General features: G+C 62.7%; 20 protein-coding genes. 5 read left to right on the forward strand and 15 right to left on the reverse strand.

Annotated features, from left to right (window positions below; all coding sequences use genetic code 11):
* Positions 1–72: 72 nt before the first annotated feature.
* The 8 genes from fghA to hrcA form a co-directional block, all read right to left on the reverse strand.
* Positions 73–915 carry an S-formylglutathione hydrolase gene (gene fghA, locus MLD63_RS02530; RefSeq protein WP_255328259.1) on the reverse strand — a complete coding sequence of 281 codons (843 nt, stop codon included), beginning with the start codon at positions 913–915 and terminating at the stop codon, positions 73–75.
* Positions 912–1,424: a GNAT family N-acetyltransferase gene (locus MLD63_RS02535; RefSeq protein ID WP_255328260.1), complete on the reverse strand. Its 513-nt coding sequence runs from the start codon at positions 1,422–1,424 to the stop codon at positions 912–914. The genes fghA and MLD63_RS02535 overlap by 4 nt, the downstream gene beginning before the upstream one ends.
* Positions 1,425–1,429: 5 nt before the next feature.
* Complete coding sequence (locus tag MLD63_RS02540; protein WP_439957610.1) at positions 1,430–2,068, reverse strand: ATP-dependent Clp protease proteolytic subunit; 639 nt, start codon at positions 2,066–2,068, stop codon at positions 1,430–1,432.
* A gap of 77 nt (positions 2,069–2,145) precedes the next feature.
* Positions 2,146–3,273, reverse strand: coding sequence for an S-(hydroxymethyl)glutathione dehydrogenase/class III alcohol dehydrogenase (locus tag MLD63_RS02545; RefSeq protein ID WP_255328261.1), 1,128 nt, complete (start codon positions 3,271–3,273; stop codon positions 2,146–2,148).
* Positions 3,274–3,314: 41 nt separating this feature from the next.
* A complete protein-coding gene (gene gfa / locus MLD63_RS02550) occupies positions 3,315–3,899 on the reverse strand; it encodes an S-(hydroxymethyl)glutathione synthase (protein WP_255328262.1) in 585 nt (194 codons plus the stop codon).
* Positions 3,900–3,997: 98 nt separating this feature from the next.
* Positions 3,998–4,516 carry a hypothetical protein gene (locus MLD63_RS02555; RefSeq protein WP_255328263.1) on the reverse strand — a complete coding sequence of 173 codons (519 nt, stop codon included), beginning with the start codon at positions 4,514–4,516 and terminating at the stop codon, positions 3,998–4,000.
* 306 nt (positions 4,517–4,822) lie between these two features.
* Positions 4,823–5,368, reverse strand: coding sequence for a nucleotide exchange factor GrpE (locus tag MLD63_RS02560; protein ID WP_255328264.1), 546 nt, complete (start codon positions 5,366–5,368; stop codon positions 4,823–4,825).
* Entirely contained in the window at positions 5,365–6,417 is a 1,053-nt protein-coding gene (gene hrcA, locus MLD63_RS02565; RefSeq protein WP_255328265.1) for a heat-inducible transcriptional repressor HrcA, read from the reverse strand. Before hrcA ends, MLD63_RS02560 begins: the two co-directional genes overlap by 4 nt.
* 84 nt (positions 6,418–6,501) lie before the next feature.
* Here hrcA and rph point away from each other — a divergent pair, with 84 nt between their 5' ends.
* From rph to MLD63_RS02590, 5 genes are read left to right on the forward strand one after another with little or no spacing between them, the layout of a single operon-like run.
* Positions 6,502–7,215 carry a ribonuclease PH gene (gene rph, locus MLD63_RS02570; RefSeq protein ID WP_255328266.1) on the forward strand — a complete coding sequence of 238 codons (714 nt, stop codon included), beginning with the start codon at positions 6,502–6,504 and terminating at the stop codon, positions 7,213–7,215.
* Positions 7,212–7,817, forward strand: coding sequence for an RdgB/HAM1 family non-canonical purine NTP pyrophosphatase (gene rdgB / locus MLD63_RS02575; protein WP_255328267.1), 606 nt, complete (start codon positions 7,212–7,214; stop codon positions 7,815–7,817). The genes rph and rdgB overlap by 4 nt, the downstream gene beginning before the upstream one ends.
* Positions 7,783–8,184, forward strand: coding sequence for a RidA family protein (locus MLD63_RS02580; RefSeq protein WP_255328268.1), 402 nt, complete (start codon positions 7,783–7,785; stop codon positions 8,182–8,184). The genes rdgB and MLD63_RS02580 overlap by 35 nt, the downstream gene beginning before the upstream one ends.
* Positions 8,181–9,365: a radical SAM family heme chaperone HemW gene (gene hemW, locus MLD63_RS02585; protein WP_255328269.1), complete on the forward strand. Its 1,185-nt coding sequence runs from the start codon at positions 8,181–8,183 to the stop codon at positions 9,363–9,365. Before MLD63_RS02580 ends, hemW begins: the two co-directional genes overlap by 4 nt.
* Positions 9,365–9,721, forward strand: coding sequence for a YbaN family protein (locus tag MLD63_RS02590; RefSeq protein WP_255328270.1), 357 nt, complete (start codon positions 9,365–9,367; stop codon positions 9,719–9,721). The genes hemW and MLD63_RS02590 overlap by 1 nt, the downstream gene beginning before the upstream one ends.
* Positions 9,722–9,724: 3 nt before the next feature.
* Here MLD63_RS02590 and MLD63_RS02595 read toward each other — a convergent pair whose 3' ends face one another.
* The 7 genes from MLD63_RS02595 to MLD63_RS02625 all read right to left on the reverse strand — a co-directional run bounded on the left by MLD63_RS02595 (position 9,725) and on the right by MLD63_RS02625 (position 16,993).
* A complete protein-coding gene (locus MLD63_RS02595) occupies positions 9,725–10,627 on the reverse strand; it encodes a ParB/RepB/Spo0J family partition protein (protein WP_255328271.1) in 903 nt (300 codons plus the stop codon).
* On the reverse strand, positions 10,624–11,421 hold the full coding sequence (locus MLD63_RS02600) for a ParA family protein (protein WP_255328272.1): 798 nt from the start codon (positions 11,419–11,421) through the stop codon (positions 10,624–10,626). Before MLD63_RS02600 ends, MLD63_RS02595 begins: the two co-directional genes overlap by 4 nt.
* Entirely contained in the window at positions 11,414–11,971 is a 558-nt protein-coding gene (gene rsmG, locus MLD63_RS02605; protein WP_255328273.1) for a 16S rRNA (guanine(527)-N(7))-methyltransferase RsmG, read from the reverse strand. Before rsmG ends, MLD63_RS02600 begins: the two co-directional genes overlap by 8 nt.
* A 32-nt stretch (positions 11,972–12,003) precedes the next feature.
* Positions 12,004–13,863 (reverse strand): tRNA uridine-5-carboxymethylaminomethyl(34) synthesis enzyme MnmG, encoded by a 1,860-nt coding sequence (mnmG, locus tag MLD63_RS02610; RefSeq protein ID WP_255328274.1) that lies wholly within the window; start codon positions 13,861–13,863, stop codon positions 12,004–12,006.
* An 11-nt stretch (positions 13,864–13,874) separates the two neighbouring features.
* Complete coding sequence (gene mnmE / locus MLD63_RS02615; protein ID WP_255328275.1) at positions 13,875–15,140, reverse strand: tRNA uridine-5-carboxymethylaminomethyl(34) synthesis GTPase MnmE; 1,266 nt, start codon at positions 15,138–15,140, stop codon at positions 13,875–13,877.
* Positions 15,141–15,150: 10 nt separating this feature from the next.
* A complete protein-coding gene (rho, locus tag MLD63_RS02620; protein ID WP_255328276.1) occupies positions 15,151–16,422 on the reverse strand; it encodes a transcription termination factor Rho in 1,272 nt (423 codons plus the stop codon).
* 124 nt (positions 16,423–16,546) lie between these two features.
* On the reverse strand, positions 16,547–16,993 hold the full coding sequence (locus MLD63_RS02625) for a CopD family protein (RefSeq protein WP_255328498.1): 447 nt from the start codon (positions 16,991–16,993) through the stop codon (positions 16,547–16,549).
* Positions 16,994–17,118: the final 125 nt, after the last annotated feature.

A 17,118-nucleotide genomic window follows, 5' to 3' on the forward strand; every position in this document is an offset into this window, starting at 1 on the left:
ACCATGATGCGTCAATGAACCAGAACGGGCTATACCCCTAAAGTATGGTCGATTCCGACGTTTTGCGCGGCCTTACCGACCCAGCCGCTCGGCGTGCCACAGAACATGCTCGCCGATGAAGGTCTGGACAAAGAAATAGCTGTGATCGTAGCCCGGCTGCATGCGAAAGGTCGCTGGCTGCCGGCGCGCTGCGATCGCCTGTGCCAGCGCCTCGGGCTTCAGGAGGTCAAGAAACTGGTCGCCCGAGCCCTGGTCGATCAGGATTTCGCCCGGATAGCCGCGTTCGGTCAGAAGCAGCGTCGAATCATGCGCGGCCCAGGTGCTTTCATCCGCGCCCAGATAGGCTGCGAACTGCTTGCGGCCCCAGTCCGACTGCGTCGGATTGGCGATCGGCGCGAAGGCAGAAACAGAGCGATAGGTTTCCGGCATGGTCATCGCCATCGTCAGAGCACCATGCCCACCCATCGAGTGTCCGGTGATCCCCTGCGCCTCGCGGTCCAGGGCGAAATTGCCGAAGACCAGTTCGGGCAGTTCGTGGGTGATGTAGTGCCACATCCTGAAATGCGGCTTCCACGGGTCCTGCGTCGCATCGACATAGAAACCCGCGCCCTTGCCCAGATCGAAGGCGTCGTTGTCGGCAACGTCGTCGCCGCGCGGCGAGGTGTCCGGAAAGATGATCGCCATGCCCGTTTCGGCGCACCATTCCTGTGCGCCCGCCTTGGTCATCGCGTTTTCATGGGTGCAGGTCAGGCCCGACAGATACCACAGAACCGGGACCGGGCCGCTTTCCGCCTCGGCCGGAAGGAACAGGCCGAAGGTCATGTCGGTGCCGGTGGCCTGCGAGCGGTGCTTGTAGACGCCCTGCGTGCCGCCGAAGCTGCGGTTTTCCGAGACGGTTTCGAATGTCAGGCTCATGTCTGTTCCCCCTTGGTGAGATCGCGATACATGACCAGCGCGTCGACGAAGCCATGTTCGGGATGTTCAAACGCACTGGGCAGGCGGCCGACAACCGCAAACCCGGCTTTCTGCCACAAATGGACGGCATCGGCATTGGTGGCGACGACGAAATTGAACTGCATCGCGCGGGCGCCTTGACCCCGCGCCCAGGTGCAGGCGTGATCCACCAGCGAACGGGCGATCCCGCGACCGCGGGCGGCGGGCGCGGTGGCGAAGCTGGCGTTGAACACATGGGCACCGCCACCGGCGCGGTTCGGGCCGACATGGCTGGTTCCCAGCACCTGCCGGTCACATTCCGCGACGAAGACCGTGAACCCGCCGCCGAACCAGTCGGCGAGGGCATCAGCGCGGGTGATATCGCGCGGGATGCAATAGGTCGCGCCTTCGCGATAGACCGGCTGCAGGATCGCCCAGATCGCGTCGTGATCGGCCGTCACGGCCGGGCGGATCGTCACCGGTCCGCCCATCGCCGTCACTTCAGTTCGTCGACCGAGCGGATCACCTTGCCCAGAAGACCGTAATCCAGTGCCTCTTGCGTGGTCAGCCAGAAGTCGCGCTGGGTGTCCTTCTCGATCCGCTCCATGCTCTGACCCGTCGCGTCGGCGAAAATCTGGTTCAGACGCTCACGCATCTGCCGGATCTGTTCGGCCTGGATCATCATGTCGGACGAGGTGCCGCCGATCCCGCCCGAGGGCTGGTGGATCAGGAAGCGCGTGTTCGGCAGGCAGTAGCGATTTTCCTTCTTTGCCGCGACGAAGATCAGCGCGCCCGCGCTGGCGACCCAGCCAGAGCCGATGGTCCGAACGGTCGGGCGGATGAACTTGACCACGTCGTGGATCATGTCGCCGGATTCGACGTGCCCGCCGGGCGAGGAGATCAGCATGTTGATCGGCTGATCGCTGTCTTCGGCCAAGGCCAACAGATGGGCCACGGTCCGCTGCGCCAGCTTGTCGTTGATCGTGCCTGCGACGATCACCGTGCGCGATTTGAAGTAGAGCTTGCCGATCTTGTCGCCCTCGGGCAGGCCAAGGCCGCCCTGCTCCTTGTCGTGGCGGCGATCGTCCTCTTCGGGTTCGTCGTCGTCGTCATCGTCCAGCCACTGGTGCCGCATCAGCCTGCTCCTTCACTCCAAAGCCGTGGCGGGACCCGAGGGCCCCGCCGCATCATTACCTAAGCAGAGGTGAAGGATCAGTAAAGGACGACCGAGCGGATCGATTCGCCCGAATGCATCAAGTCCCAGCCCTTGTTGATCTCATCCAGCGACAGGGTGTGGGTGATCATCGGGTCGATCTCGATCTTGCCGTCCATGTACCAGTCCACGATCTTCGGCACGTCGGTCCGACCGCGCGCGCCGCCGAAGGCGGTGCCTTTCCAGACCCGGCCGGTGACCAGCTGGAACGGGCGGGTGCTGATTTCCGCCCCCGCGGGCGCCACGCCGATGATGACCGACTGGCCCCAGCCGCGATGGGTGCATTCCAGCGCCTGACGCATCACCTTGACGTTGCCGGTCGCGTCGAAGCTGTAATCCGCGCCGCCGATCTGGTCGAACGGGGTCTTGGTCATCTCGACGATGTCCTGGACCACGTTTTCCGAGTTCTTCGGGTTGATGAAATGGGTCATGCCGAAGCGTTCGGCCATCTCTTTCTTGTCGTCGTTCAGGTCGACGCCGATGATCATGTCGGCGCCCGCCAGCCGCAGGCCCTGGATGACGTTCAGGCCGATCCCGCCCAGACCGAAGACCACGGCCTTGGCGCCGATTTCGACCTTGGCGGTGTTGATGACGGCGCCGATGCCGGTGGTCACGCCGCAGCCGATGTAGCAGATCTTGTCGAAGGGCGCGTCCTCACGGACCTTCGCCACCGCGATTTCGGGCAGGACGGTGTAGTTCGAGAAGGTCGAACAGCCCATGTAATGATAGATCGGCGTGCCGTCGGACATCGAGAAGCGGGTGGTGCCGTCCGGCATCAGGCCCTTGCCCTGGGTGCCGCGGATCGCGGTGCAAAGGTTGGTCTTGCCCGACAGGCAGGATGCGCATTGACGGCATTCCGGTGTGTAGAGCGGGATGACGTGATCGCCCGGCTTGACCGAGGTGACGCCTTCGCCGACCTCGACCACGACACCGGCGCCCTCATGGCCCAGGATCGAGGGAAACAGACCCTCGGGGTCATCGCCCGAGCGGGTGAATTCATCGGTGTGGCAGATGCCCGTGGCCTTGATCTCGACCATGACCTCGCCGGCCTTCGGGCCTTCGAGGTTCACTTCCATGATCTCGAGCGGCTTGCCGGCTTCAAGGGCGACGGCGGCGCGTGTCTTCATGGTGATCTCTCCTGTTCGTTCGTTCGTCGGTGGCTTGGTCCTCAGGCCGGCAGGGCGCCGGACCGTCGGGCGATATGGGTCGCGATGGCATCCATCAGCGGTGGCGACAAGGCATCATAGGGCTCCAGCCCCAGTTCGCGAAGCCGGTCGCGCACTGCGCCCATGCGTGCGGGATCGACGCCGGATTCAATGGCCGAGCTGACGAAGGCCGCGAATTCCGGCGGCGACCAGCCGGTGCTCTCGGACAGCTCGGTGTGAACGAAATCCAGCCCGTAGAACGGGTGGTCGCGGCTTTCGATCCGGCCCAGCATGTGGACGCCGCAGGCGCGGCACCGATGGCGCCGGATCGGCGCATCGGGGTTCACGACCTCGAGCTTTTCCTCGTGCGCGGTAATCGTCACGGCGTCGCGCGGCACAACGGCGACCTGACTGAAGATCGCGCCGTCGGGTTTCCAGCATTTGGTGCAGCCGCAGATGTGATTGTGGGCGGATTGCGCGCCGATCCTGATTTCGACGGGGTCGGTGTCGCAATGACAACGCAGCGTGCCGCCGGAAAAATCCGCCGCGGCCCGCGCGATCCCATGATCGACGGCGGGGTGAATTTTCACTCCCTCGGTCGAGGCCATGCTGCTATCCCCCCTCGGTCTTGCCCCAAGGTCGCGCGCCCCTGCACCGGGAACAAGTCAGCGGAAGGTTGTAGCGCGGCCGCTGCTGCCGGATGAAGTCATTGAAAAGAGGCTTGTTCCGGAAAGTGCCGCGCCACAACGGGCCAGACGGTCTGATCCTCTTTCGCGCGGGCGAGTGTTGTTCGGAAGACGGGATCATCGACGAATTCGAGATACCGGCCGAGGACATCCATTTCGGACGGGGCATCCCGCTTCTTCTGGAGATCGAATGAGGAGCCGCCGCCGTAATGGCGCACGATGGGAAGTTCGGTCGATGCTTCGGCAAGGCCGCACCATTCCGCAAGCGCCGCGCGTTCGGTCGGCGCCCGAAACCAGTCATCGTAGACGACCAGGCGATTTTGGTGCGGATCGCTCTTCGCCATACGCCCGCCTAGGTCGGTCAACGCGGCCCAATCGGCTGCACGCCGCAGCATCTCCGCGATCAGATCATCATCGGGGATGTTGCGCCGTGCCAACAGGACCTGCGTCGAGGCAAGCCAATTCAGGAAGCTGCGCGTCACGAACAGCGTATGCCAGCTTTCGTCGACCTCAGGTGCGAGACGGCTCCTACGCGTCATGGCCTGAACAACGTGGTCGGGCCGCTCGAACGAGGCCGCCTGGTAGGGCAGCGACTGCCAGTCAGCCAGCAAAGGCGCGGAAACTGACGCGTCGGCCGTCCTGCGAACGATCTGCCCCGACCGATGCAAAGAAGACCAACCGGATTCGAGGCTTCGCGAAACGACGCAGGAGTTGAAATAAACCAACCCGTCCTGGTCGACCTGATCGATGACCGAGTGAAGGACCGCGTGATGGCCGCTGCGTTGCGGGGCAACGACGCACAGCTTCAATCCTTCCTCGGCTGGCCGAGCCAAAGCCCGCGGCCTTTAATTCGCGGGCGTCGAAGACACGCCGACCTTCGCGGGGCGCAGCAGCCGATCGTGCAGACGGAAGCCCTGGTCCATAACCTCGATGATCTCTCCCGCGCGGGTGCCGGGGACGGGCGCTTCGAACATCGCTTCATGTTCGTTCGGGTCAAAGCGGTCGCCCTTGCCCGGTGCGATCGCGACGATGCCGTGTTTGGCGAAGATGTTGGACAATTCGCGCAGGGTCAGTTCGACCCCCTCGACCAGCGCCGCCTGGGCGCTGCGCTGCTCCTCACCCACAGCGGCCAAGGCACGGGTGAGCGCGTCGTGGACGGGCAGCAGGTCGCGGGCGAGCCGCGTCCCTCCATACTGCTCGGCATCGCGGCGTTCTTTATCGGCCCGCTTGCGGGCATTCTCTGAATCGGCCAGCGCGCGCATGAAGCGGTCGCGCATTTCGTCGCGCTCGGCGGTCAGACGGTCGATCTCCACAGCCGGGTCGGCCAGCGGATCGTCCATCGCGTCGTCTTCGGGCGTTTGGTTCTGGTCGCTCATCCTTGCGTCTTTCATCCCTTGCGGCCGGACAACACACGTCCGACCAACTGCGCCGTATAATCCACGATCGGCACGATCCGGCCGTAATTCAGCCGGGTGGGGCCGATAACCCCGACCGCGCCGACGATTTTTCGATCGGCATTCATATAAGGGGAAACCACCAGAGAGGAACCCGAAAGTGAAAAAAGAGTGTTTTCGGACCCGATGAAGATCCGCACGCCTTCGCCGTGTTCGGTCAGTTCCAGAAACTGGACGATGTCACTTTTCCGCTCCAGATCGTCGAAGAGGGTGCGGACCCGGCCGAGGTCGGTTTCCTGTTGTGCCAACAGGTTCGCGCGGCCGCGCACGATCAGCCGCGGCGCCGGCGCGGCCTCATCCCAGAGCGCAAGGCCGGATTCGACCAGCTGTGCGGCCAATTCATCCAGCTCGCGCCGCCGGGCCGCTATCTCGCGCCCGATGTGCTGCCGCAGTTCGGCCAAGGTCTTGCCGCCAGCGACCGCGTTGAGGAAATTCGCAGCCTCTCGCAGCGACGACGCCGTCTGACCGACCGGTGGGGCAAAGATGCGGTTCTCCACCCGGCCATCCGCGAAGACCAGCACCGCCAGGGCGCGATCAGGGGCAAGACTGACGAACTCGATATGGCTGACCGGACTGTCATGTTTGGGCATCAGCACCAGCGAGGCGCCCTGCGTCAGTGTGCTCAGCGCCATGCTGACCCGGTCCAGCAGCACGCCGGTATCGGCATCCTGGCCAACGTTGCGTTCGATCAGCGCGCGGTCTTCGGGGTCCACCGGCCCCATTTCCATCATGGCGTCGACGAACAGCCGCAGGCCAAGCTGGGTCGGCATCCGTCCGGCCGAGACGTGAGGGCTGTCGAGCAGGCCCAGAAACTCCAGGTCCTGCATCACATTGCGCACGGTTGCGGCGCTGACGCGTTCCGACATCTCGCGCGTCAGCGTGCGTGAGCCGACAGGCTCACCGGTATCCAGATAGGACTCGACCACGCGGCGGAAAACCTCGCGCGATCGGTCGTTCAGGTCTGAAAGCTTGCTGTGATCGGTCATGGGACGTGAGGGCCCGGCTAGGGCGGGGTTGCGTGGGGGCCACGCGGCCCTGTATTTGGCGGGCGATAACGGAAAGGAATGCCGATGCGCCCCTCTGGCCGGAATTTAAGCGATATGCGCCCGATTTCAATTGAAACCGGGGTGATGGCCCATGCCGAGGGATCGTGCCTGATCCGTTGCGGCAACACTCATGTCCTGTGCTCTGCAAGTGTCGAGGAAACGGCCCCGCGCTGGCTGAAAGGCTCGGGTCAGGGCTGGGTTACGGCGGAGTACGGGATGCTGCCGCGCGCCACCAACACGCGCAATCGTCGTGAGGCCGCATCTGGAAAGCAAAGCGGAAGAACCCAGGAAATTCAAAGACTTATAGGACGCAGCCTGCGCGCGGGCGTGGACCGCCGCGCGATGGGCGAGCGTCAGATCACCATCGATTGCGATGTGATTCAGGCGGATGGCGGCACGCGCTGCGCCTCGATCACCGGGGGTTGGGTGGCGCTGAAGCTGGCGGTCGACAAGCTGCTGAAGGCGGGCGTTCTGACCAGCGATCCGATCGTCGATCACGTCGCCGCGGTCAGCTGTGGTATTTATGCCGGACAGAACGTGCTGGATCTGGACTATGCCGAAGACAGCGAGGCCGGGACCGACGGCAACTTCGTGATGACCGGCGCGGGTCGGCTGATCGAGGTGCAGATGTCGGCCGAGGGCGCGACATTCTCGCGCACCGAAATGGACGGATTGCTGGATCTGGCAGAGGCGGGCGTCGCCCAACTTGTCGCCGCGCAGAAGGCGGCCATCGGGTGAGATTGTTCGCGGAAAAGCGGTTGCTGATCGCCACGCACAATGCCGGCAAGCTGGACGAGTTCCGCGAGCTGCTGGCGCCGCGTGGCATCGAGGTCGTGGGCGGTGCCGAGATGGATCTGGCGGAGCCGAATGAAACGGAGACCACGTTTCTGGGCAACGCCCTGATCAAGGCACGCGCGGCGGTCGCAGCGACCGACCTGCCCGCGCTGGCCGACGATAGCGGGATCACTGTCGATGGCCTGGACGGTGCGCCTGGCGTCTATACCGCCGATTGGGCCGAGACGCCTGAGGGTCGCGATTTCGACATGGCCATGGCGCGGACGTGGCGCGAGCTGGACGAGCGTGGCGCGCCCGAGCCGCGACTGGCGCAATTCCGCTGCACGCTGGTCCTCATGTGGCCGGACGGCCATCACGAAGTGTTCGAGGGCGTGGCACCAGGACGGCTGGTTTGGCCGACGCGCGGGGCCCATGGCCACGGCTACGACCCGATGTTCGTGCCGGACGGGGACGATCGAACCTTTGCCGAAATGCCGGCCGAGGAAAAGAACCGCATCAGCCACAGGGGCGATGCGATGCGCAAACTGGAGCAGGCAATTGCGTAAGATCAGCACAGGCTCGCCGTTCGAGGCGAAGATGGCCTATAGCCGGGCGGTGGTTAAGGGAAACTGGTGCTTCGTGTCAGGCGTCACCGGCTACGATTACGCCACGATGCAGATGCCGGAATCGGTCGTCGATCAGGCAAGGAACTGTTTTAAAACGATTTTCGGTGTTCTTGAGGACGCTGGGTTCGTACCCGAGGACATCGTCCGGGTCCAGTACATCGTCACCGATGCCGCGCTTGTCGATGAGATCGCCCCGGCCTTGTCCGACGCGCTCGAGGCCGTTCGACCAGCCGCGACCATGGTGGTTGCCGGTCTGATCCGCCCCGAGATGAAGGTCGAGGTCGAAGTGACCGCGATGAAGGAATGACGGCTTCTGCCGCGATGCTGGACGCCGATGCAGATTGGCGGCATGGCGGCTTCGGGCTGTATGTCCACTGGCCGTTCTGCGCGGCAAAGTGCCCGTATTGCGATTTCAACAGCCATGTCGTCGCGGGCGTTGATCAGGCCCGATGGGCGAATGCTCTGTCGGCCGAGATTGCCCGCTATGGGGCCGTGACCGGCGGTCGTGTGCTGCACAGCATCTTTTTCGGCGGCGGAACGCCATCCCTGATGGCGCCAGAGACCGTCGCGGCGGTCATCGATGCCGCGCGGACGGCCTGGGGCTTTGCCAACGATATCGAGATCACGCTGGAGGCCAACCCGACCAGCGTAGAGCGTGGACGCTTCTCTGGCTACGCCGAAGCCGGCGTGAACCGGCTGTCGTTGGGTGTTCAGGCCCTGCGGGACGAGGATCTGCGTCGTCTTGGGCGGATGCATTCCGTCGCCGAGGCGCGGGCGGCTTTGGACGTCGCGAAGGCGTGCTTTGACCGGGTAAGCTTTGATCTGATCTATGCGCGGCAGGATCAGACGCGCGACGCTTGGCGCGCCGAACTTGCAGAGGCTCTGGCGATGGCGGTCGATCACCTGTCGCTTTACCAACTGACGATCGAGCCTGGAACAGCATTCGGTGCGCGCCATGCGGCCGGTGGCCTGCGCGGGCTGCCCGAAGACGATCTAGCCGCCGACATGTATCAGGACACTCAGGATCTGTGCGAGGCGGCGGGCTTGGGCGGTTACGAGATCTCCAACCATGCTCGACCGGGCGCGGCGTCCCGGCACAACCTGATCTACTGGCGTCAGGGCGATTGGGTCGGCGTCGGACCGGGCGCCCATGGGCGCGTGACGCTGCCCGAAGGTCGTGTCGCAACCGAGGCGTATCGCGCACCCGGAGCATGGTTGGATGCGGTAGAACGGAAAGGCAGTGGCGAGATCGTGACAGAGGTCGTGCCCATGTCCGAGCAGGCAACCGAGTATCTTCTGATGGCTCTGCGACTGAGCGAGGGGCTGGATACGTCCCGATACGCACGTCTCGCCGGAACGCCCCTTGACGAGGCGGCGCTGGAGCGGTTGCAGGACTGGGGCATGATTGAACGCATGCCGGAGCGGATCGCCGCAACGGCTGCCGGCCGGCCGGTCTTGAATGCAATTCTGCGGGAATTGGCGGCCTGATGCCTCGGATCGCCTGGCTTTGCATCGGATGGGTTGCGATGACGCTGGCGGCGATCGGGGTCGCGCTGCCGATCATGCCCACAGTGCCCTTTCTTCTGGTAGCAGCCTGGGCTTTCTCGCGTTCATCTCCTCGCCTTCGCCAGCGCATCCGGCAGCACAAGCGCTACGGCCCGGCGGTTCGGGCCTGGCAGGATCACGGGGCGATTTCTCGGCTCGCCAAGGTCTGGGCGGTGCTGGCCATGGCCGCCGGCGTGGGGCTGGCGCTGTATCTGGGTGTCGATGGGTGGGTTGTCGCCATTCAGGCGAGCGTCTGTCTTGCGGTCGCGCTTTACGTGACCACTCGGCCAACAGTTTGAAACTTAACGATATCCGCCCAGTGTTTGACACAGCTTGTCAAGCTGATCGAGATCGCTGTAGCTGATCACGATCTGGCCGCTCTGCAGGTCGCCGCCCGGATTGATCGCCACTCGCATCTTCAGCTGAGCGGAAAGGTCCGATTCCAGCGCGCGCGTGTCGGCATCTTTCTCTGCCTTGCGCGACGGCTTGCGTTGCTGGCTCGGTTCGGACTGGCGGCGCACCAACGCCTCGACGTCGCGGACCGATAGGCCCTTTTCAACGACGCGCCGCGCGATCTGGGTCGCATTCGGCTGATTGACCAACGCGCGGGCATGACCCGCCGTCAGGCGACCTTCCTTGACCCAAGCCTGAACCTGATCCGGGAGGTTCAGCAATCGCATCAGGTTAGCGACGTGACTGCGGCTTTTATTCAGCGCCTCGGCCAGCTGCTCTTGCGTATGGCCGAAGCGGTCCATCAACTGCCGAAAGGACGCCGCCTCTTCGATGGCGTTGAGGTCTGCTCGCTGAATGTTCTCGATCAGCGCGACTTCAAGCATCTCTGTGTCGGTCAGGGTCCGGATAATGACCGGCATTTCATGCAATTGCGCCATCTGCGCCGCTCGCCAGCGACGTTCCCCTGCGACGATCTGGTAAAGGTCGGACCCATCCGGGTGCGGGCGCACGATCAACGGCTGAAGAACGCCCCGAGAGCGGAGCGAATCCGCCAACTCACGCAGCGCTTCAGGATCGAAGGCCCGGCGCGGCTGGTCCGGGTTTGCGACAATCTGTTCGATCGGCAGCGTTCGATGACCGGTTTCGCTGTTGTCTTCCGCGCGACGATCGTCAAGCGACGGCGCCTCGATATCCGCCATCAGCGCCGAAAGGCCCCGACCCAGACCGCGCTTCGCAGGCTTACTGTCGCTCATGTTGCGGGCTCCATGCTGAGATCAAGGCGGGATACAAACTCGGAAGCGAAGGCCCGATAGGCGACGCTGCCTTTCGAATTCGGATCATAATGGACAACGGGAGCGCCAAAGGACGGCGCTTCGGAAACCCGGACGTTCCGCGGAATAATCGTCTTGTAGACAAGATCACCCAAGGTTGCGCGAGCGTCCGCCTCTACCTGTTGGGCAAGATTGTTGCGTCCGTCGGACATTGTCATCAGGACGCCGTTCACCCGCAGGCCATCATTTGCGGATTGGCGCACCTGCTTAACCGTCTGAAGAAGCTGAGAAAGCCCTTCGAGAGCATAGAACTCCGCCTGCAGCGGAACAAGCACGCTATGGGCCGCAACAAGCGCATTGACCGTCAGCAGGCCAAGCGCTGGCGGGCAGTCGATGAGCACGATCTGCGGTCGACTGGCCTGCCGCAGTTTGCGATGCAAAAGGCGCGTCCGATCGGCGGTGCGGGCAAGTTCCAGATCCGCGGATGACAGGTCGGGCGTCGATGGAACAATACCAAGACGCTCGATTGCGGTAGGCTGTGTTACATCGGCAAGGGTCTCTTCGCCCACGAGAAGGTCATAGGTGGTACTGCGGCGAGCCTCGGCGGAGAGACCCAGTCCTGTTGATGCATTGCCCTGCGGATCAAGGTCAACGATCACCGTGTCGATCCCGGTTTCGGCCAGACAAGCACCCAGATTGACCGCGGTCGTTGTCTTCCCGACCCCACCCTTCTGGTTCGCGATGGCGATGATCAGGGTGGCAGGTTGCTTAGGCATGCGAGGGTCTCGACACTTCCAGGATCGCGGCGTCAGGATCAGTCCGGCTGGTGTGGCTGCGGCAGGTGAAAGCCCACCCCCGTCGCGCGGCCTCTAATTCTTCGGCCCAGGAACGACCTTTCATCAACCAGGCCCGACCGTCCGGCGCCAGATGACGAACAAGATATGGCATGAGGTTTGTGAGCGAAGCAAGAGCGCGGGCGCTGATGTTGTCGGCGGCAAGCGGATCGACGCTTTCAATGCGCTCAGCAAGCACCCTGACGCGCGAAAGCGACAGTTCGCGGATCATCTGGCGAAGAAAAGCCGCCTTCCGGCGATCCGATTCAACCAAAGTCAGCCGCACGCCGAGGTCTTGCCACAAGATCGACAAGACGATCCCCGGTAGTCCGCCGCCGCTTCCCAAATCAACCCAGTGCCCATCGGGCTCAATGACGGACGCGATTTGGGCGCTGTCCGCAAGATGGCGCCCGGCAAGGTCGTCGAGCGTCGCGGCGCTGACAAGGTTTATGCGCGGGTTCCAGCGCCGCAATTGAGCGGCGTAGAGATCCATGCGCTCGCTTGTTTCACGTGAAACTTTGCGGGTCACGCTGACTTCAATCGACGGCGAAGGTGCGAGAGAATGAGCGTCAGGGCGGCGGGGGTCATTCCCTCGATCCTGGCAGCCGAGGCAAGGGTCGACGGTCTTGCGTCCTCCAGCTTGCGGCGAAGTTCCGACGAGAGGCCGGATAGGGCCGTAAAGTCGAATGACTGCGGAATGGTCAACGCCTCGTCCTCACGGAGCCGCGCCGCGTCCTGAGCCTGTCGATCTTCATATTGGGCGTATGTTGCGTCACAGGCGACAAGCTCGATCGTCGCCTCATCCTCCTCAAGCAACTCGGGCGACAAGCGGACTGCCAGGGCACGATCCGCTTCGCCTTGCGTGCCGAGCAGATCAAAGATCGACCGCGAGTTTCCATCCTGCCTGACCGTTATGCCGTGTCTAGCAAGTTCGCTCGGTGAGAACCTCGTGCGTGTCGCCACATCCTTCACTCGGGAGAACGCCTTCATTTTGTGCGCGAAAGCAGCTTTACGATCCTCGCCGATACAACCCAGTGCAATCCCCACAGGGGTGAGGCGACGGTCGGCGTTGTCGGCGCGGATCGTCAGGCGGTATTCGGCCCGAGAGGTAAACATCCTGTAAGGCTCGCTCGCGCCTCTATGGATCAGGTCATCGATCATGACGCCGAGATAGCTGTCGGCGCGGCTGAAGGTGACGGGTGTACGCGACAGCGCCTGCAGCCCCGCATTCAGGCCAGCCGCAACACCCTGCGCGGCGGCTTCCTCGTACCCCGTCGTGCCATTGATCTGACCGGCAAGGTAAAGCCCCGCCACGTGGCGAACAGCCAGCGTTGCATCAAGCGCGCGGGGGTCGACGTAATCATATTCGACCGCGTATCCCGGTTGGACGATCTCTGCCTGCTCAAGCCCCCTGATCGTCCGCACGTAATCGGTCTGCACGTCTCGTGGAAGCGAGGTTGATATGCCATTGGGGTACACCAGATCGCTGTCGACGCCCTCGGGTTCCAAGAATATCTGGTGAGAATCCTTGTCAGCGAAGCGCATCACCTTGTCTTCGATAGACGGACAATAGCGCGGGCCACGACCTTTTACGTGGCCACCGTACATTGCCGAGCGACCGATATTGCCGCGAATGACGCCGTGCGTCCTCTCATTGGTGTGGGTAATCGCGCAAGACACTTGCGGCATGACGGGCGTGACACTGAGATAGGAGAGCATTGACGGCTCATCATCACCCGGTTGAGCTTCCAGGGAGTCCCAGTCGATCGAGGCGCGAGACAGGCGCGGCGGCGTGCCCGTCTTCAGTCGACCACGTGGCAGATTGAATGCATCGAGGGATGCAGCCAGTGCGTTTGAAGCGGTATCGCCCATTCGGCCCGCTTCTCGTACCTCATCGCCGATAAATATCCGACCTCCGAGAAATGTGCCGGTGGTCAGAACAACCGCTTTTGCTCGAACCTCCCGGCCGTCAACCAACACGATGCCGACAACCTCTTCACTCGAGCCAAGCAAACGCTCGACTTCACCGAAGAGGATCGTCAGGTTCGGTTGCTTCGAGACGAGCGACATCGCCGCAGCGCGATAGGCTGCACGGTCCATTTGCGCACGTGGCCCACGCACTGCAGGACCTTTGCGACGATTCAGCAAGCGGAACTGAATGCCCGCGCTGTCGGCGATTCTCCCCATCAAGCCGTCGAGCGCGTCCACCTCGCGGACCAGATGGCCTTTTCCAAGCCCTCCGATTGCCGGGTTGCACGAAAGCGCCCCGATGTCGGTCTCACGCATCGTCACGAGAAGCGTGTCTGCGCCCAGCCGAGCGGATGCCGCAGCGGCTTCGACGCCCGCGTGTCCGCCGCCAATGACGATGACATCCCGATGTTCCACGTGAAACACTCCTACTTGCCGATGCAAAACGCGGTGAAGATGTGATCAAGATAGTCGTCTGGCGCGATTCGTCCAACCAGCAGGTCGAGCGAATGTGAGGCCCGGCGAACGGCCTCTGCTAGAAGTTCTGGGGCGAGGTCCTCAGCGGCGTCAAGAGCACCGCGCGCGTCCGACAAAGCGTCTGCCTGCCGCTGATGGGTCAGCAATCCCGCATGTGCGACACGGGCGGAAAGAAGACTTCGGACCGACGTCAACAGTTCGGTGATGCCCGTTCCGGTAAGCGCCGATAGCGAGAGCCCGTCATCACGTTCCAACAGGTCCGCTTTGGTTCGGACAAGCAGATCGTCATCGCGGACGAGCGTGGCGTCGTGCTGACCATCTTCGCTGAGGTGAATCCGAAGGTCAGCCTCTTCTGCCCGGATTCGAGCGCGCTCCACGCCGATCGCTTCAACTTCATCCGCGGTAACTCGTAATCCTGCGGTATCCAGAAAGGTCACCGCGAGCCCATCCAGGTCTGTTCGTAATTCGATTACGTCGCGCGTGGTTCCGGCAACGGCCGACACGATCGCGACTTCGCGTCGCGCAATGGCATTGATCAAACTCGATTTTCCGGCGTTTGGCGGACCAACTATCGCGACATCGAAGCCTGTGCGAAGTCGCTCAGCGGCAGGGTGTCCTGCAATCTCGCGATCAAGCTCCTCTCGGAGCTGGTCGATCAGCTCGTACACACGGGGCGGGACGTCTTCAGGAACTTCCTCATCCGCGAAGTCGACGCTGGATTCGATCAGCGCACCCGCCTCGACCAGCATCGCGCGCCAATGTGCGACGCGCCGACTCAGCGCACCCGAAGCAGTCTGGACGGCTTGGCGGCGTTGCGATTCGGTTTCCGCGGCGAGAAGGTCGGCAAATCCCTCTGCCTGAGAAAGATCGATGCAACCGTTCAGGAAGGCGCGGCGCGTGAACTCTCCGGCTTCAGCTCGACGCAAGCCCATTTTCCGCAGTGCCTGGCCAACGCGCGCGACAACGACCGGCGCGCCGTGAAGGTTCAGCTCGGCCGATTCTTCGCCCGTAAAGCTCGCCCCGGCTTCGAACCAGGTGACGAGCGCGTCGTCCAGAACCTCCTGTCCTTCTCGGATCGCGCGGTGGTAGGCACGCCGCGGTTCGAGAAGAGCGCCCGATAGCGTTTCGGCGACACGCCGAGCCTCGGGACCGCTGATGCGGATGATCGAGACACCACCCCGCCCCGGCGGCGTGGCCTCGGCGAAGATCGTGTCCATACCGGGCCTGTCAGGCGTTCATCGAGTCGAAGAATTCGCCGTTGGTCTTGGTCTGCTTCAACTTGGAAATCAGGAATTCGATCGCATCCGTCGTCCCCATCGGATTGAGAATCCGGCGAAGCAGATAGGTCTTTTGCAGATCCTTCGGGTCGACCAGCAGCTCTTCCTTCCGCGTCCCGGACTTCAGGATATCCATAGCCGGGAAGACGCGCTTGTCTGCAACCTTCCGATCCAACACGATCTCGCTGTTACCGGTGCCCTTGAATTCCTCGAAGATGACCTCGTCCATACGCGAGCCGGTGTCGATCAGTGCGGTCGCGATGATCGTCAGTGAGCCGCCTTCCTCGATATTTCGGGCAGCACCGAAGAAGCGCTTGGGCCGCTGCAAGGCGTTGGCGTCAACACCACCGGTCAAGACCTTGCCGGAACTCGGCACGACGGTGTTGAATGCCCTACCAAGTCTTGTGATCGAGTCGAGCAAAATCACAACATCTCGCTTGTGCTCGACCAGACGCTTCGCCTTCTCGATCACCATCTCGGACACAGCAACGTGGCGGCTGGCCGGTTCGTCGAAAGTAGACGACACGACTTCACCGCGGACGGACCGCTGCATGTCAGTCACTTCTTCAGGGCGTTCGTCGATCAGCAGGACGATCAGATAGCATTCGGGGTGATTGCGTTCGATCGAGTGTGCGATGTTCTGCAGAAGAACCGTCTTACCCGTGCGCGGGGGTGCCACGATCAGCGAGCGCTGGCCCTTCCCGATCGGCGCCACGAGGTCGATGATCCGGGCCGAACGATCCTTGATCGTCGGATCCTCGATCTCCATCGTCAGGCGGTCGTTGGGGTATAGCGGGGTCAGGTTGTCGAAGGCGACCTTGTGGCGCGCCTTTTCGGGATCCTGGAAATTGATCTGCTCGACCTTGGTCAAAGCGAAGTAGCGTTCGTTCTCGCCCGGCGCACGGATCACACCCTCGACCGTGTCGCCCGTACGCAGACTGTGTTGGCGGATCATGTCCGGGCTGACATAGATGTCGTCCGGACCGGGCAGATAGTTCGCTTCGGTCGAGCGCAGGAATCCGAAACCGTCCTGGACCACCTCGAGCACGCCGTCGCCGCCAATATCCCAGCCATCCTCGGCATGTTCCTTGAGCAGCGAGAACATCATCTCGCCCTTGCGCATAGCCGAGGCGTTCTCGATCTCCCACTCTTCCGCCATCGACAGCAGGTCTGCGGGGCTTTTGGCCTTCAGGTCGGACAGATTCAGGCGTTCATCGCTCATAGGATCACCATCGGCATGGATCATCCCGGTAACCGGGCATGCACGCATTTTTGTCATGGAAACACCCTGACCGGACGGCCGGGTGAGGCGGCAGATAGGGCCGCAGACCACAAAAGTCAACGGATCAGTATTTGACGATCACGGAAACCACGATGAGAACCATCAGGATGGTCGGAACCTCGTTCATCATCCGATAGCGCCGACCGCCCGACGACCGACCATTCGCCAAGGCCTTGCGTTGCACGGCAAGCCAATGATGAAACCACGTCATCGCCAGAACCGAAGCTGCTTTGACCCAAGGCCAGGCAAGGCTCCAATCGACGATCCCGGGCGTCAGGACAAGGCACAGACCAGCGCCCCACGTCACGATCATCGCCGGCGCCATGATGACGCGCAGCAGCTTCTCTTCCATGATCCTGAGGCTGTCCTGCGGCTCGCTTGGGCCCATGCCCCGTTCCGCATGGTAGACGTAGAGCCTGGGCAGATAGAACAAGCCCGCCATCCACGCGATCACGGCCATCACGTGGAGCGACTTTGTCCAAGGGTAGATCGTGCTCAGCCAGTCGGCCATCGGCGCCTCCATCCGCTCTCCTTAATAAAGAAAAGAAGATAAGAGAATGATGATGATGTAGGTCGTGTTGATAAGGGGATATCGGGCACTCGCTACGAACCATCCACCGGAAAAAATCCAGTGAA

Origin of the sequence: Paracoccus albicereus, assembly GCF_024359525.1 — a bacterium.
GTDB classification, from domain to species: domain Bacteria; phylum Pseudomonadota; class Alphaproteobacteria; order Rhodobacterales; family Rhodobacteraceae; genus Paracoccus; species Paracoccus albicereus.

Bases quoted from the DNA above. Each gene is read 5' to 3' on its own strand.
- fghA (WP_255328259.1), bottom strand. From the start codon at position 915: ATGAGCCTGACATTCGAAACCGTCTCGGAAAACCGCAGCTTCGGCGGC.
- MLD63_RS02535 (WP_255328260.1), bottom strand. From the start codon at position 1,424: ATGGGCGGACCGGTGACGATCCGCCCGGCCGTGACGGCCGATCACGAC.
- MLD63_RS02540 (WP_439957610.1), bottom strand. From the start codon at position 2,068: ATGCGGCACCAGTGGCTGGACGATGACGACGACGACGAACCCGAAGAG.
- MLD63_RS02545 (WP_255328261.1), bottom strand. From the start codon at position 3,273: ATGAAGACACGCGCCGCCGTCGCCCTTGAAGCCGGCAAGCCGCTCGAG.
- gfa (WP_255328262.1), bottom strand. From the start codon at position 3,899: ATGGCCTCGACCGAGGGAGTGAAAATTCACCCCGCCGTCGATCATGGG.
- MLD63_RS02555 (WP_255328263.1), bottom strand. From the start codon at position 4,516: ATGACGCGTAGGAGCCGTCTCGCACCTGAGGTCGACGAAAGCTGGCAT.
- MLD63_RS02560 (WP_255328264.1), bottom strand. From the start codon at position 5,368: ATGAAAGACGCAAGGATGAGCGACCAGAACCAAACGCCCGAAGACGAC.
- hrcA (WP_255328265.1), bottom strand. From the start codon at position 6,417: ATGACCGATCACAGCAAGCTTTCAGACCTGAACGACCGATCGCGCGAG.
- rph (WP_255328266.1), top strand. From the start codon at position 6,502: ATGCGCCCCTCTGGCCGGAATTTAAGCGATATGCGCCCGATTTCAATT.
- MLD63_RS02580 (WP_255328268.1), top strand. From the start codon at position 7,783: ATGCGATGCGCAAACTGGAGCAGGCAATTGCGTAAGATCAGCACAGGC.
- hemW (WP_255328269.1), top strand. From the start codon at position 8,181: ATGACGGCTTCTGCCGCGATGCTGGACGCCGATGCAGATTGGCGGCAT.
- MLD63_RS02590 (WP_255328270.1), top strand. From the start codon at position 9,365: ATGCCTCGGATCGCCTGGCTTTGCATCGGATGGGTTGCGATGACGCTG.
- MLD63_RS02595 (WP_255328271.1), bottom strand. From the start codon at position 10,627: ATGAGCGACAGTAAGCCTGCGAAGCGCGGTCTGGGTCGGGGCCTTTCG.
- MLD63_RS02600 (WP_255328272.1), bottom strand. From the start codon at position 11,421: ATGCCTAAGCAACCTGCCACCCTGATCATCGCCATCGCGAACCAGAAG.
- rsmG (WP_255328273.1), bottom strand. From the start codon at position 11,971: ATGGATCTCTACGCCGCTCAATTGCGGCGCTGGAACCCGCGCATAAAC.
- mnmE (WP_255328275.1), bottom strand. From the start codon at position 15,140: ATGGACACGATCTTCGCCGAGGCCACGCCGCCGGGGCGGGGTGGTGTC.
- rho (WP_255328276.1), bottom strand. From the start codon at position 16,422: ATGAGCGATGAACGCCTGAATCTGTCCGACCTGAAGGCCAAAAGCCCC.
- MLD63_RS02625 (WP_255328498.1), bottom strand. From the start codon at position 16,993: ATGGCCGACTGGCTGAGCACGATCTACCCTTGGACAAAGTCGCTCCAC.